Here is a 15680-nt window from a genome sequence, read left to right as displayed (position 1 = left end):
TCGCCTGCACAGAAGTTGTTTTGTAAGTCAGAATTTTTCTGACTAATTTAGAAGAAAACGGAGAGAGAAAAATGTTTGAATTAATGGAAGATCATAATGAAGAAGCGGTGATTAAAGTCATCGGAGTTGGTGGTGGTGGTGGTAATGCTGTAGAGCATATGGTTTGCCAAACCATTGAAGGTGTTGAATTTATAACTGCGAATACTGATTCACAAGCGCTACGTAATTCATCTGCCGACGTTACCTTACAATTAGGTAATGATGTCACTAAAGGTTTAGGCGCAGGCGCTAACCCTAATATTGGTCGACAGGCTGCTGAGGAAGATCGTGAGACCATCATGGAAACCTTAAAGGGTGCAGATATGATCTTTATCGCCGCTGGTATGGGTGGTGGTACAGGTACTGGTGCTGCGCCAGTTGTAGCTGAAATTGCTAAAGAAATGGGAATATTAACGGTTGCGGTAGTAACTAAACCTTTCCCATTTGAAGGCAAAAAACGCATGAACTATGCTGATCAAGGTATAGAGGCATTATCTAAAAGCGTTGATTCACTTATCACCATTCCTAATGAGAAATTATTAAAAGTATTAGGCCCTGGTACAAGTTTATTAGATGCTTTCAAAGCCGCAAATAATGTTTTATTAGGTGCTGTGCAAGGTATTGCTGAATTAATTACTCGTCCTGGCTTAATTAACGTGGATTTTGCCGATGTACGTACAGTAATGTCAGAAATGGGAACCGCTATGATGGGCTCTGGTATTGCATCTGGTGAAGATAGAGCTGAAGAAGCAGCAGAAGCCGCTATTTCAAGCCCATTACTTGAAGATGTAGACTTAGCTGGTGCTCGCGGTATTTTAGTGAACATTACTGCTGGTATGGACATCAGTATTGATGAATTTGAAACCGTTGGTAATGCAGTAAAAGCTTTTGCTAGTGAAAATGCTACGGTTGTAGTTGGTGCTGTAATTGACCCTGATATGACAGAAGAGTTACGTGTAACAGTAGTTGCTACAGGTATTGGTGCAGAGGTTAAGCCAGATATCACTTTAGTGAATCCGACACCTATGGTTGAGCAAAGAGTTGTTGGCTCTGATTATGCGCCATCAGCAGCACCACAAGCAGAAGTTGCTGCGGAAACAATTACTATGACTGACAGCAATGCACAAAAAGTAGCGCATGCAGATTTGGATAATTATCTGGATATACCTGCATTTTTGCGTAAACAGGCAGACTAGTATTAAACAACACTAGTTAATTTATAAATAATTACAGCACTAACTATCCAAGGATGACTAGTTTTTTGCGATTGTTATTTAGATTAATAACTGAAGTTAAACTGCGTGTGTAAATAACGAATAATCAATGATTTTTGAATTTATTGCTTTTTTTTGTTATATTATGTGCCCGCCGAATTAGGTGGCGTGTTCTGTGTTGTTGCTCTTTAGCAAGTTATCTTAATAAGAGGCTCTTAGTAAGACTCTTTTATAAGATGCTGCGTTAGTGCATAGGCAAATTAATGCGCAAGCAATACATAAGTGAAAACAGCAAAATCGAGGCTAATATGATTAAGCAACGTACATTAAAAACAAGCGTTTCAACCGTAGGTGTTGGATTACATAAAGGTGAAAAGGTGCAGGTTACTCTCCGTCCTGCTCCCGCTAACACTGGCATTGTATTCCGTCGTGTTGATCTTGACCCTGTGGTTGATATAAAAGCAACACCTGATGCCGTTGGTGAAACAACCTTGTGTACTTGTTTAGTTAACGAGCAACAAGTTAAAGTATCTACTGTTGAACATTTATTGTCAGCAGTTGCTGGATTAGGTATTGATAACTTAATTATTGATGTTGATGCACCTGAAATTCCAATTATGGATGGCAGTGCCTTACCTTTTGTTTATTTAATTCAATCTGTCGGTATTGAAACACAAAATGCTGCTAAGCGATTCCTTAGAATCAAAAAAGCGATACGCGTTGAAGAGGGAGATAAATGGGCTGAATTGCTACCTTATGAAGGTTTTAAAGTTAATTTTGCTATTGAATTTAATCACCCTGTTATTGCAAATACTTGTCAAACAATGAGTATGGATTTTTCTAGTTGCTCTTTTATCAAAGAAATTAGTCGCGCTCGTACTTTTGGCTTTATGAAAGATATTGAGTTTCTCCGATCTCATAATCTTGCATTAGGCGGTAGCTTAGAAAATGCAATTGTTCTTGATGAATATCGTATGCTTAACAAAAATGAATTACGTTACGATGATGAGTTTGTAAAACATAAAATACTTGATGCAATTGGTGATCTTTATATGGGAAGTGCCAGTATATTAGGTGAGCTAAATGCCTTTAAATCAGGCCACGGTTTAAATAATATGTTACTTAGAGAAGTCTTTAAGCAACAAGATGCGTGGGAATGGGTAACTTATGAAGATGATAAGCTAACCTCACCAATAGAATATCAGGAAATTAACGCGACTGCTTTTTAGTGTTAATTCACAGACGATTATTATAAGTCAAATACAAAAAACCGAGTAGATCCTCGGTTTTTTATTGCTTGTTATTCTTATTGATAGTCATGCTTAATTATGTCGTCTTTCTCTTTATATCCGGCTGCTTAATATTACATAGATAATAGCGTTAATTTGACTTCAGGTTATTTATTGCTCATTACATTTGCAGCCAGTCTTTCTAATGTTTCCTTTAGTCCTTTAGGTGCATTTTTAGCAATTTTTAATAAATTTTCAGCAGTGGCGGTCGACATACTTTGTACAGAGCCTTTTTTTTCTGAAAAAGAGCGGTTTTTTATTGAGTTAGTTTGAATTGAGCTGCTTTCAAGCGTATTCTGTTGATATGTGCTTTGATTTGGTATTTGTCGATGGCCTTGAGGATTCACTTTGATTTCTATGTGTGAAAATTTCCCTTGGGTTTGTATCATCAGTTGATTGCAAATAGTATTACGTTCAAATTGTAATCTTTGTCCCCAAACAGGTGATTTAACTTCAATAATTAATGTTGTATGTACAAAATTAGCAATATTAAACGCATCTTCTGGCAGGTCAGGGCATATTTGACGTACAATATCCGACAATAAGCCCAAAGAGTTGGTTTTTGATTTAATTTGTGCCAAAGTGCCTGTCGTCGAATTAAATAACGTAGACATGTCTTTAGGGGCTTTTGGTCTTCGTGCCATAGTTATACCGTAAATAATTAATCTACTTTAATGATTAATTAAGCTTGAAAGTTAAATATAAGTGATAAAGTATTAAGAAACATCTATGAGTTTAACACTACTATACCGTGGAAAGAATGTAAGATTTTCAATGCGCTTAAATAAGTTGTATTGGTTTTCTGTTGTGTTGGCTTTTGCACTATTTTCTACGGCTATTGTTTACTTGATATTATCAAGAAGTGAAGAGTCAAATTACAACACGGGTTATTTAACGAGTCATGATCTAACGATACCTTCTAATTATTTGAAAAAAATAGTACTTAAAAAGCAACAGATTACGGTACTGACCATAAAGCTTGCTGAGCTAAAAAGTCATGTTTTACGTTCGGGTTTTTTAGGTGAGCATTTAGCCAAAAGTGTTCATATACCTGAACAAGAATCTAGTTTTGACAAATTGGCTGCACATGTTGGACCGTCATTAACTACTGGCGATGTCAACCAAAAATCTTTTGGCCAATTGCTGGTTGAAATAGCACAATTAGAAAATTTATTAGCGCATCAAGAAAATAAGATGGAAATGCTTGAATCTTTGACTTTGGGTCTCCATATAGAAAATACACGTTATTTTTCTGGTCGACCTATTACAAGAGGTTGGTTATCTTCATATCATGGTGTGCGTAAAGAGCCTTTTAATGGAAGAGCGGCCATACATAAAGGAATTGACTTTGCCGGTAAAGAAGATGGCGATATCATTAGTACCGCATCGGACGTTGTTAGTTGGGCAGATGAAATACATGGTTATTTAATTGCAATTAACCATGGAGATGCGTTGAAAACACGTTATGCTCACAACAAAAATATACATTGTTAATGTTAATTATGAAATTTTGCATAACGATAAACAAATTGATCCGTTAAAATTTGTATATCGTAAAGCCGGTAATAAAAAACAAGTGTAGCTAGCGCTGATAATTCGGTATAACTACAATAATAATATTCACTCAGTGTTCCAAATGTTTTGGGCGCTAAATCTCACAAAATGGTTTAATAAGATGTTTGTAAATTTGTTGACAAAAATATTTGGCAGTCGTAATGATCGACTAATCAAAAAAATGGACAAAGAAGTAAAGAAAATAAATGCGTTAGAGCCCATTCTAGAAGCGCTAAGTGACGATGAGTTAAAAGAAAAAACCAGTGAGTTTAAAGAACGATTGTCTAAAGGTGAAACGTTAAACCAAATTTTACCTGAAGCATTTGCTGTTGTACGTGAAGCCAGTAAGCGTGTGTTCGATATGCGACATTTCGATGTGCAAATGATTGGTGGCATGGTATTACATGATGGAAAAATTGCCGAAATGCGTACTGGTGAAGGTAAAACGTTAACGGCAACCTTACCTTCATACTTAAATGCGTTAACAGGTAATGGCGTACATGTTATTACTGTCAATGACTATTTAGCTACACGTGATGCAGATTGGTGTCGTCCATTATTTGAATTTTTAGGGTTAACAGTAGGCTGTAATATTGCCGGCATGTCACCGCAAAGTAAGCAAGCAGCTTATCAATCTGATATAACCTATGGTACCAACAACGAATTTGGTTTTGATTACCTACGTGACAATATGGTGTTTTCACCAGAAGAGCGTACACAGAAAAAATTAAACTTTGCAATTATTGATGAAGTTGACTCAATCTTAATTGATGAAGCACGTACACCGCTTGTTATTTCAGGGCAGGCAGAAGATAGCTCTGAACTATACAAAGCAATAAACGCAATAGTGCCGGTACTTGAAGTACAAAATGAAGAAGATAAAGACGAGGATACTGGTCAGTCTGAAGACTTCGTTGAAGGTGATTTCACCATTGATGAAAAAGCGAAGCAAATATATTTAACTGAACGTGGTCAAATTCGCATTGAAGAAATTATGGTTGAAAAAGGCCTGTTGCAAGAAGGCGATACACTGTTTTCAGCAGCTAATATAACGCTTTTACATCATGTAATGGCCGCGTTACGTGCTCATAAACTATTTCAAAAAGATGTTGATTACATTTTAAAAAATGGTGAAATAGTTATTGTTGATGAACACACCGGACGTACAATGGAAGGTCGTCGTTGGTCTGAAGGTTTACATCAAGCTGTTGAAGCGAAAGAAGGTGTGAAAATTCAAAATGAAAATCAAACACTTGCTTCAATTACTTTCCAAAATTTCTTCAGAATTTATGATAAATTGTCGGGTATGACAGGTACAGCAGACACTGAAGCTTTTGAGTTTCAACATATTTATGGCTTGGAAACTGTTATTGTTCCAACGCATCGCCCTATGATCCGAAAAGATCTAGCTGATTTAATATATTTAACAGCAGAAGAAAAATTTGAAGCGATTCTAGCTGATATTAAAGACTGTGTTAAACGCGGTCAGCCAGTATTAGTTGGTACTATTTCTATTGAAACTTCTGAATTCCTTTCTGATTTTCTTAAGAAAGAAAAAATTAAACACAAAGTATTGAATGCGAAGTTTCATGAACAAGAAGCTCAAATTGTTGCTGATGCCGGTAAAGAGTTTGCTGTAACTATTGCTACTAACATGGCTGGTCGTGGTACCGATATTGTACTTGGTGGTAATTTAAATGCTGCAATTGCAGAGTTATCTAAAGGTAATAAACAACCGACAGAAGAGCAAATTGCAAAAGTAAAAGAACAATGGAAAATTGATCACGAACATGTGTTGGCATTAGGTGGTTTAAAAATTATCGCTACTGAGCGTCATGAATCTCGTCGTATTGATAATCAATTACGTGGTCGTTCAGGTCGTCAAGGTGATGCTGGTGCAACACGATTCTATCTTTCTATGGAAGATTCATTAATGCGAATTTTTGCTTCTGAACGTATTTCAAATATGATGCGTAAATTAGGCATGGAGCATGGTGAAGCAATAGAACACCCTTGGGTAACTCGTAGTATTGAAAATGCTCAACGTAAAGTTGAAAGCCGTAACTTTGATATGCGTAAACAACTATTAGAATATGATGATGTTGCTAATGATCAACGTGGTGTAATTTACGAACAACGTAATGAGTTATTAGATGAAGCTGACATTGGTGAAGTTGTCGATAATATCAGAGCTGATGTTATCAATAGTGTTATTGATCAGCATATTCCGCGTCAATCATTAGTTGAAATGTGGAATGTTGCTGGTTTAGAAGAGCAGCTAAAAGGTGAGTTCAACACCAACTTACCTATTGCACAGTGGATTGAAGAAGATAAAAAGTTACACGAAGAAAGCTTACGTGAGAAGATTGTTGCTGAATTCGAGAAAGCATACAAAGATAAAGAAGCTGTGGTTGGTGCTGACGTACTTCGTCAATTCGAGAAAGCCGTTATGTTACAAAGCTTAGATTCACATTGGAAAGAGCATTTAGCGGCAATGGATCACCTACGTCAGGGGATTGGTTTACGTGCTCACGCCCAGAAAAATCCTAAGCAAGAATATAAGCGCGAGTCATTCCAATTGTTTACTGAAATGTTAGATAATTTGAAATATGACGTTGTTGGTATTCTTTCAAAAGTTCAAATACAGGCAGAATCTGATGTTGAAGCAGTAGAAGAGCAACATAGAAAATCAGAAGTGCCTGCTGAATTTCAACACCAAAGTGCTGAAGGAATAGAAGAAAAGCCTGTGCCTCGTGTTGGGCGTAATGAGTTATGTCCTTGTGGCTCAGGTAAGAAATACAAGCAGTGTCATGGTAAATTGACTTAACGTGCTTCAAAGTATGCCTAAAACTATCCTTGTTGCCGTTGGGGTGATTATTTCAACCAACGAGCAACAACAAACTCAATATTTTCTTACAAAACGCCTTGCTGACGCTCATCAAGGCGGAAAGTGGGAGTTCCCTGGCGGTAAAGTAGAAGAGGGTGAAAGTGTTGCACAGTCGCTTGCTAGAGAGCTTAAAGAAGAAATAAATATAGATGTGTTAACGTGCCAGCCATTAATCACTATTAATCACCTTTACCATGAAAAAGAGGGTGTTGATAAAAAAGTGTGTTTAGAGGTTTTTATTGTTGATAACTATGCAGGAGAGCCAAGTGCGCAAGAAGGGCAAGGCGAAGGTTGGTTTTCACTTGTTGAGCTGCAAAGCTTAGATTTTCCAGAAGCAAATCAGGATATTATTTCAGCATTGGTTGAACGTAAGATTTAACTAATAAATCAATATTAATAAAAAAACCTAACGAACTCTTTGTTATTCAGGCTCTACAAAAAACTTATTATTTAGTAAGAATTCATCTTCCATTGCATCAAGCATATCTTCCGTTAACGGGGTTGCTCCTGATATTGGCTGGCTAATTTTATGGTTTTCTTCAGCCCATTCACCTAAATCAATCAATTGGCATCTTTTACTACAGAAAGGACGGAATTCGCTGCTTGCTTCCCAAACTACTTCTTTGGTGCAGTTAGGACAGGGTACTTTTAAAGTCATGATATTAAGCTAAGTATTTAGTAAATTGATAAAGAGATTATACGTTAATTGATCTTGTAGAGAAAGTTATAGCCAATGAGGATTAAAGAAAATCGCGATTAACAACGCGCTAATTCGAATTTAGTCGCTTGGTTTGAATACCGGCGACCATTTTGTTCACAAGACAATTTGAAACGGATAGAGTAACGGAACCTATTACCACTAATTGTTGGAAAATATTGGGCACTTTGCGCAACTTTAATACGTAATAACAATAAGCCTTCACCATTATCTTGATAAAAGCCACTTTCAGTTTCAATAAATTTAAAATCAGCTCGTTGACGTATAAATTTTAATATTAAAACCAATGCTCCTTTAATACTACTTAGTAGAGATAACCATTGGGAAATATTTTTATTGATAATAGTTTCAGGTTGATGAAGCCAAAAGTGTAATTGAGGTAGATCAAAACTACAGGTTCCACCTTGTATCGCAAAGCGTTGTTTTAAGCTGGCTAGCAATACATCTTCTTTTAATTGGCACCAAGCCTGACTACCAATTCTTAGTTGGCTAACGAGGGCTACAGATGTCTTTAAATTGAATTCCAGTGCTGTAGTATCTATATTTGGTGCTTGAGACCACACAACTAAATTTTGCTGTAACTTTTCTAAATCTTTAATTAAATCTCCTCGAACATCACTACGATCAAGTATATCAATTATAGAAAATAATGAATTAAAAAAAACGTGATGACAAGTAAGTATATCTGAAGCAGAGCAACTCTCAACTTGTTTGAATAGTTGCTCAAGTTTTAAATAGTGACGAATACGTTCATTAAGAGGGTGTTCATATAAAATAGTTGTCATGGGAGTATTACATTATTTAAATTAAGGAATTAAATTGAGAGCGTAGATTTAGATTTTATTGATTTGGCTATATTACCTATAGCCATTAGAAATGGCGAATCATTTGTTGTTTGTTTTTTGTTCATTAACTGTAGCGATACAGTATATGGTTATTATTTATGTTTTGTTTGCTTTTTTTTGTGCTGCATACGCTAAATAAGCATGATGTAATTGAGCTACGGCACTGGTTAAATCTTCAATTAAACAATCATCATTATTTAAAATGTCATCGGCATGTGACTGTCTAACTTGTCGACTAACTTGACTCTTAATAATAGCTTCTACTTGTTTTTTAGAGTTATTGTCACGCGCTATTGTGCGAGAGACTTGGGTTGCTTCGTTTACATCAACAACTAACACGCGATCTACTAATGTAGTTAGATTATTCTCAATTAGCAAGGGGGCTACAATAATACAATAAGGGCTTAATGACATCTGTGCTTGTGTAACAATTTGTTTTCTGATTAAAGGGTGCAACAGCGCGTTTAGCCATTGTTTATCTACTTCATTGGTAAATATTTTTGTGCGAAGCATTGCGCGATTTAATTGCCCGTCACTATGAAGGATGTCACTGCCGAAATGCGCTTCAATCAAAGTTAGCGCAGGGCTACCTTTTGCCACCACATCCCGAGCAATAATATCAGCATCTATAATATCGATACCTAACTTAGCAAAGATATTAGTGACCGTTGTTTTACCACTACCAATACCACCAGTGAGACCGACAATAAAATCAGACATATTTAGTTTTCTCTTAATAAAATAAGGGAGCTGTTTAATTTAGCTAAATGTGCATAAATTGTAATAAATGCAACTGATAGTACTAGCTGATTTGAGCGATATACCAAACCCAAATACCTTGACCCCATAATAATGTTATCCAACCCGAAACAGCTAGGTAAGGCCCAAAAGGAATAGCTTGTTCACGCCGATGATTTTTAAATAGCATTAATGAAATGCCAACTAATGCACCCACTACTGATGCCATTAATATCAACAGTGGTAATAGCTGCCAACCAGCCCATGCGCCAAATAAGGCAAAAAGTTTAAAGTCACCATGCCCCATGCCTTCTCTACCGGTTAGTAATTTAAATAGCCAAAATATGCTAAATAAGCTCATGTAACCTAATGCAGCACCAATTACAGCATCAGCTAGCGGTACAAAAATCCCTTGTAAGTTAACTAACAAGCCAAGCCATAATAGAGGCATGACGATTTGGTCTGGTAGCAGCATATGATCGAAATCAATTAAGGTTAAACATATCAAGCCCCACGTTAGTATAAGCAGTAATAAGGTCTCTATAGACACACCAAACTTTAACGCAATTATGACACTTAACACGGACGTTGCTACTTCCACCAGAGGATAACGGGCAGCAATACTATTTTTACATTGGCTACATTTTCCACCAAGTAGTAACCAACTGATTACTGGAATATTTTCGTAAAATCGTATTTTATGATCACACATTGGACAAGTTGAGTTAGGGATAGATAAGCTAAGTGGTGTAATTTTTTTCGCCGGTATATCTTTTAATTCATCAGCTAAAAACTCACGACAATCTGTATACCAAGTATTGTGCATCATTTGAGGTAAGCGGTAGATCACAACATTTAAAAAACTACCGATGATCAATGAAAATAAGGCGACAAAAATGTAGTATAAAAGGGGAGATTGTTGAAAAAATAATAACGTTTGTTCAAACATAAACTACTCGTAATCTAAAAATAATATATTCACTTTGGAAATCTTGTCGCAAACTGCTTACGGCATGCCATGTTGTCAGTAACTTGAGTACTACATTGTTCACTTGCTTGTTGTATTGTCATCTTGAGCTTAATAAACTAAACAATCATGCCAATTTGGAATATTGGTAAATACATCGCAATAATTAAACCGCCAATCACCACGCCTAATACAGCCATAATCATTGGCTCTAATAATGCTGTTAAATTATCAACGGCATTATCTACTTCGGCTTCATAGACATTAGCCACTTTTGATAGCATATCATCAACTGCGCCAGACTCCTCACCAATGGCAACCATTTGAATAACCATATCAGGAAATATATTACTATTACGCATAGCTAGATTCATTTGCATACCTGAGGTAACCTCAGTGCGAACCTCTAGAATGGCATCTCGGAATACTGCATTGCCAGCAGCGCCAGCCGCTGATTCTAGAGCATCTATTAATGGGACACCGGCAGCAAAAGTGGTGGAAAGTGTTCTGGCGTAACGAGCAACCGCCGCTTTTTCAAGTAAATCGCCAATAATGGGGAGTTTTAGAATTTGCCTATCAACTTGGTCGCGTAATTTTAAACTGTTTCTATGAGCACGTTTGAATAGAAAGATAAAGGCAAAAATAGCACCTAAACCTAAATGCCAATAAGCGACCATAAAGTCTGAAATACCAACAACAAACAAAGTAAAGCCAGGTAATTCAGCACCAAAGCCGGCAAAAATTTCTTGAAAAACTGGTACCACAAAAATTAGTAATATTGAGGTTACAACAGCGGCAATAACTAATACAGCGATAGGGTAGGTCATTGCTTTTTTTATTTTTGCTTTTAACGCCTCAGCTTTTTCTTTGTAGGTTGCAATACGGTCATAAATGGTTTCTAACGACCCCGATTGTTCACCTGAGGCAACTAAATCACAATATAGGTCATCAAAGTGTCTTGGGTGATCACGTAAACAGTCAGATAGCGGAATACCTGATGATAACTTATGAGCTATTTCACCGAGTAATTTTTGCATTTTTCCATTGTTATGACCCTTGCCAATCATTTCAATAGTTTGTACTAAAGGCACACCAGCACCTAACATGGTGGCAATTTGTCGAGATATAATGGCAATATCGCCTGGGGTAATGGCTTTATCGCCTCCTAAACCAAAAAGTGGTTTAGCTTTTTTCTTTACTTTACTAGGCGTAATACCTTGTTTACGTAATTGCGCCTTTAATTCGATAATATTATTTGCTGGCAGCTCACCGCTAATCTTTTTACCTTTTCGATTAACGCCTTGCCAAGTAAAAACATCTAATGCTTTAACCTTCGGAGCTTTTTTTTTTGCTACTGCTGTCGCCATAAAATTACCTACTGTTTATAACTGATTTATATAAAATATCGTCTAGGAGCTGGTTACACGGTTTATTTCTTTTAGGCTAGTCATGCCATCCATTGCTTTTTCTAAGCCTGATTGACGTAAATTATTATAACCTTCTTTTTGGCACTGCTCAGCAATATCTAACGAGTTACCACCTTCCATAATAATAGAGGCGATTTCAGGGCTAATTTTAATAACTTCATAAATACCCACTCGCCCTTTATAACCACCAGTACAGTGTTCACAACCAACAGGCTTAAACAGTTTTATTTCACTTAACTTATCTATAGGAAAACCTTGTTCGGCAAGTTGTGCTTCTGAAAGTACTTCATGGGTTTTACATTGTGAGCATAAACGCCTTGCTAATCGTTGTGCAATAATAGTAGTCACTGAACTCGCAACGTTATAAGCAGGCACTCCCATATTAAGTAAACGAGTTAAGGTTTCTGCAGCCGAGTTAGTATGCAAGGTCGATAATACTAAATGTCCTGTTTGTGCGGCTTTTATTGCGATTTCTGCGGTTTCTAAATCTCGAATTTCACCAACCATAACAATATCAGGATCTTGACGCAAAAAAGAACGTAACGCGCTAGGAAATGTTAAACCCGCTCGGTTATTAATTTGTACCTGGTTAATACCTTCTAAATTAATCTCTACAGGGTCTTCTGCGGTAGAAATATTACGTTCAGCGGTATTGAGAATATTCAACCCTGTATATAGCGAAACAGTTTTACCCGAGCCTGTTGGTCCGGTGACTAAAATCATGCCTTGTGGTTGCTCTAGTGCTTCCATGTATATTTTTTTCTGAGCTGGTTCATAGCCCAACATATCAATACCGAGCATAGCGCTGGAAGAGTCCAAAATACGCATTACTATTTTTTCACCCCACATTGTGGGTAAGGTACTGACTCGGAAATCAATAGACTTTTTCTTAGAAAGTGATAATTTTATGCGGCCATCTTGTGGTACGCGCCGTTCAGCGATATCAAGTTTTGCCATCACTTTCAAACGAGCTGACATACGTGATGATAGACTTACTGGTGGACGCGCAATTTCAGTTAAAATGCCATCAATACGAAAACGAATGCGAAAAGACTTTTCATAAGGTTCAAAATGTAAATCAGAGGCGCCTTTTTTGATGGCATCTAATAAAATTTTATTGATAAAAACAACAATAGGTGCGTCATCTTCACCTGTACTAACCGGGTCATCGTCACTTTGATCTTCTTGAACGTCTATACCCGATAACTCATTAGAATCAATATCAGTAATATTAAGGGAGCCACCTTCATCTTCTAATACTTTTTCAATACAAGCTTGTAAGCCAAGCTCATCAGTTAATATCAGTTCAGTACTATAGCCAGTATTAAATTGTATTTCTTCTAAGGCATCAAGGTCGGTAGGATCTGACATGGCGACAAAAAGCACTTTGCCACGTAAAAATAATGGCAAGGCATTATGTTTAGTAATGAGTTTTTCATTACGAACCCCATCAGGCACCAAAGTTGTATCAAAATTACTAAGTTGTATATAAGGATAACCGAACTTATAAGATAAAATAGCAGCAATCTTTTTGCTGTCGATTTTTTTATCTTCGACTAAGTAGCGAATAAAAGGTTTATCTTTCCCTGTGAAGTCATTAAAAATATCATCGACATTAGTAAGCGGTATAAGATGCTCTGTAGACAAAGCCGATAAAACACTGGATTGCTGGTGATTGCCTTTCATAATGTTTACAGATAACCTTTTGAATAAATTCAATGAAAATGTCAAATTTCAGTGTAGCGCAAAAGACTATAAAATAACAAAAATTTATTACAGCAACTTACTTAGTTGTAGAATTAATGTTAAAGCTCAAAAAATGTTGACTAAGTATAGACAATAAAAAAGCCCCCGAAGGAGCTTCTTGATTTACAATAGCTTAAGCCTAAGGATTAACATAAGCCAGCAGCGATACAGCTTGATGTTGAATCTGACCATGTTAATGTGTTATTGTTGGCTGTAGGTGTTAGAATATAAGTGGCTTCACCGAGGTCAGCTATAGCTTTAACCGTAATTACTGCAGTATCTTCAGTCATTGTTAATGTATCTACTTCGTTGCCGTTTGTAATGCCAGCACTAGTTATACCAATTTTGGCTAGAGTATCACAATTTCCAAGATCATATTTACCACGACCTTGAAAGCATACATCTACAGCACTTTTGACAGCTGAACTTGCTAAAACAACTTCGGAAAAGCGAGCTTTTTTAGTATATGTCTGATAAGCCGGTAATGCTACTGCGGCTAAAATACCAATAATCGCAACAACGATCATTAATTCAATTAAGGTAAAACCTTGTTGTGCTTGTTTAGATATATTCTTCATTGTATTTAAGTTTTTCATTGTCATAATTTCCATTAATTTATATGGGGGCTACATTTAATATGCGACATATATTTATAAATGTAAAATAATGTTGCAACTTTTTTGACTTAAATTAAGTATTTAATCTTTTCTTTACTTAGGCGATGAAGTTAATTAACACTAAGGAAAATAGTTAACAGTTTATTAACTATTTTCTATGTACGATTCATTGCTCAACAATAGCTTTATATATTTCGTTATTTAAATAGTTCAAACTTTATAGTGTAACAATAGCTATTTAGTATTTTTTTTGTGCTTTTTTTGAAAAGGGGCGTGATCTTCTTATTAATCTTCTGTATAATCCGCGCTCCCTACGTTACAAACTGTCTTTTAAATAGTCTGTTTCTTTAGATTTTTGCTTTAATTATATAGCTGATTCTTAGATGTGGGTGGTTTAAAGGCGTTAGGCTCGATACTCGAAGGGGTAATTGCGTAGTCTATTATTAACCGACAAATAAAACATAAGTTTGTTTTGTCATTTAAGTAACATTTTTTAATTTGGGTTTTTTAATGAAAACTTTTGTAGCTAAACCAGCAAGCGTACAACGCGAATGGTTCTTAGTGGACGCCGAAGATAAAACTTTAGGTCGTATCGCTACTGAAATTGCAAGCCGTTTACGCGGTAAGCATAAACCAGAATATACACCTCATGTTGATACTGGCGATTATATCGTTGTAATTAATGCTGAAAAAGTACGTGTAACTGGTAACAAAGCGAAAGGTAAAATTTACTATTCGCATACTGAATTCCCTGGCGGTCTTAAGCAAATTAGCTTTGAAAAGTTAATTGAAAAAGCACCAGAACGTGTTCTTGAATTTGCAGTGAAAGGCATGTTACCTAAAGGTCCTTTAGGTCGTGAAATGTTCCGCAAATTAAAAGTGTATGCAGGCTCTGAGCACATGCATACTGCACAACAACCACAACTTTTGGAGCTTTAAGTAATGGCTGATAATCAATATTACGGTACTGGTCGTCGCAAGAGCTCAACTGCTCGTGTGTTCATGAAAGCTGGTAACGGTGCAATCACAATTAACAAACGTGACATTTCTGAGTATTTCGGACGTGAAACAGCTCGTATGGTTGTTCGTCAACCGTTAGAGTTAGTTGAAATGTTAGAAAAGTTTGACTTTAATATCTCTGTAGTAGGTGGTGGTATTTCTGGTCAAGCTGGCGCAATTCGTCACGGTATTACTCGTGCATTAATGGAGTTTGATGAAACTTTACGTGGCGGTTTACGCGCGGCTGGTTTTGTTACTCGTGATGCTCGTAAAGTTGAACGTAAGAAAGTGGGCTTACACAAAGCACGTAAGAAACCACAATTCTCAAAACGTTAATTTCTTTATATTTTATATATCGAATTCAAAAAACCGACCTTGTGTCGGTTTTTTTATATTAATTTTTCGGTAAATTATTTATTTTTCCCCTCGTGAGGTTTGCAGCGTTATCCTCAATTTTACAGCGTTATAGCGCTGCGTTTAGGCGAACAACGAAATCACGAATTAGGCGAATAAATTCGCCCCTACGGTGATGGTAATCAATTCTTTCATCGGTGTTTTGTGGAGCGTTTTTGTAGGAGCGACTTCAGTCGCCTGATCACAAATACACATCAATAACATCTGTATTATGTTATATCCCATT

At 36.4% G+C, this 15680-nt stretch carries 15 protein-coding genes; 7 read left to right on the top strand and 8 right to left on the bottom strand.

Annotated features, from left to right (window positions below):
- The first annotated feature begins 71 nt into the window (after window positions 1–71).
- Window positions 72–1235 (top strand): cell division protein FtsZ, encoded by a 1164-nt coding sequence (gene ftsZ, locus Q4503_RS06220; RefSeq protein WP_215974247.1) that lies wholly within the window; start codon window positions 72–74, stop codon window positions 1233–1235.
- 326 nt (window positions 1236–1561) lie between these two features.
- Window positions 1562–2482, top strand: coding sequence for a UDP-3-O-acyl-N-acetylglucosamine deacetylase (gene lpxC, locus Q4503_RS06215; RefSeq protein ID WP_215974306.1), 921 nt, complete (start codon window positions 1562–1564; stop codon window positions 2480–2482).
- A 167-nt stretch (window positions 2483–2649) separates the two neighbouring features.
- On the opposite strand, the gene Q4503_RS06210 is transcribed toward lpxC, so the two are convergent.
- Window positions 2650–3186: a DUF721 domain-containing protein gene (locus Q4503_RS06210; protein WP_303601713.1), complete on the bottom strand. Its 537-nt coding sequence runs from the start codon at window positions 3184–3186 to the stop codon at window positions 2650–2652.
- A gap of 85 nt (window positions 3187–3271) precedes the next feature.
- Here Q4503_RS06210 and Q4503_RS06205 point away from each other — a divergent pair, with 85 nt between their 5' ends.
- From Q4503_RS06205 to mutT, 3 genes are all read left to right on the top strand, one after another.
- A complete protein-coding gene (locus Q4503_RS06205; protein ID WP_303601712.1) occupies window positions 3272–4036 on the top strand; it encodes a M23 family metallopeptidase in 765 nt (254 codons plus the stop codon).
- A gap of 181 nt (window positions 4037–4217) precedes the next feature.
- Window positions 4218–6923 carry a preprotein translocase subunit SecA gene (secA, locus tag Q4503_RS06200; protein ID WP_303601711.1) on the top strand — a complete coding sequence of 902 codons (2706 nt, stop codon included), beginning with the start codon at window positions 4218–4220 and terminating at the stop codon, window positions 6921–6923.
- A 13-nt stretch (window positions 6924–6936) separates the two neighbouring features.
- The gene (gene mutT, locus Q4503_RS06195; protein WP_215974250.1) at window positions 6937–7362 is read left to right on the top strand and encodes an 8-oxo-dGTP diphosphatase MutT; all 426 of its coding nucleotides are present in this window, start codon (window positions 6937–6939) and stop codon (window positions 7360–7362) included.
- 42 nt (window positions 7363–7404) lie between these two features.
- On the opposite strand, the gene yacG is transcribed toward mutT, so the two are convergent.
- The 7 genes from yacG to Q4503_RS06160 form a co-directional block, all read right to left on the bottom strand.
- Window positions 7405–7641: a DNA gyrase inhibitor YacG gene (gene yacG / locus Q4503_RS06190; RefSeq protein ID WP_215974251.1), complete on the bottom strand. Its 237-nt coding sequence runs from the start codon at window positions 7639–7641 to the stop codon at window positions 7405–7407.
- 98 nt (window positions 7642–7739) lie between these two features.
- Entirely contained in the window at window positions 7740–8486 is a 747-nt protein-coding gene (zapD, locus tag Q4503_RS06185) for a cell division protein ZapD (protein ID WP_303601710.1), read from the bottom strand.
- Between the two features lie 156 nt (window positions 8487–8642).
- Complete coding sequence (coaE, locus tag Q4503_RS06180) at window positions 8643–9266, bottom strand: dephospho-CoA kinase (RefSeq protein WP_303601709.1); 624 nt, start codon at window positions 9264–9266, stop codon at window positions 8643–8645.
- A gap of 82 nt (window positions 9267–9348) precedes the next feature.
- Entirely contained in the window at window positions 9349–10233 is an 885-nt protein-coding gene (locus Q4503_RS06175) for an A24 family peptidase (RefSeq protein WP_303601708.1), read from the bottom strand.
- Between the two features lie 137 nt (window positions 10234–10370).
- Entirely contained in the window at window positions 10371–11618 is a 1248-nt protein-coding gene (locus tag Q4503_RS06170; protein WP_215974255.1) for a type II secretion system F family protein, read from the bottom strand.
- Between the two features lie 42 nt (window positions 11619–11660).
- The gene (pilB, locus tag Q4503_RS06165) at window positions 11661–13364 is read right to left on the bottom strand and encodes a type IV-A pilus assembly ATPase PilB (protein ID WP_215974256.1); all 1704 of its coding nucleotides are present in this window, start codon (window positions 13362–13364) and stop codon (window positions 11661–11663) included.
- Window positions 13365–13570: 206 nt separating this feature from the next.
- Window positions 13571–14020: a prepilin-type N-terminal cleavage/methylation domain-containing protein gene (locus Q4503_RS06160; protein WP_303601707.1), complete on the bottom strand. Its 450-nt coding sequence runs from the start codon at window positions 14018–14020 to the stop codon at window positions 13571–13573.
- Between the two features lie 531 nt (window positions 14021–14551).
- Here Q4503_RS06160 and rplM point away from each other — a divergent pair.
- Entirely contained in the window at window positions 14552–14980 is a 429-nt protein-coding gene (gene rplM / locus Q4503_RS06155; RefSeq protein WP_215974257.1) for a 50S ribosomal protein L13, read from the top strand.
- 3 nt (window positions 14981–14983) lie between these two features.
- Window positions 14984–15376: a 30S ribosomal protein S9 gene (rpsI, locus tag Q4503_RS06150; protein ID WP_114326795.1), complete on the top strand. Its 393-nt coding sequence runs from the start codon at window positions 14984–14986 to the stop codon at window positions 15374–15376.
- Window positions 15377–15680 lie beyond the last annotated feature (304 nt).

Source organism: Colwellia sp. 6_MG-2023, from assembly GCF_030547765.1.
Lineage (GTDB): Bacteria > Pseudomonadota > Gammaproteobacteria > Enterobacterales > Alteromonadaceae > Colwellia.
The sequence above is the reverse complement of the archived record's forward strand: the minus strand, read 5'-3'. Positions and strand labels throughout refer to the sequence as shown.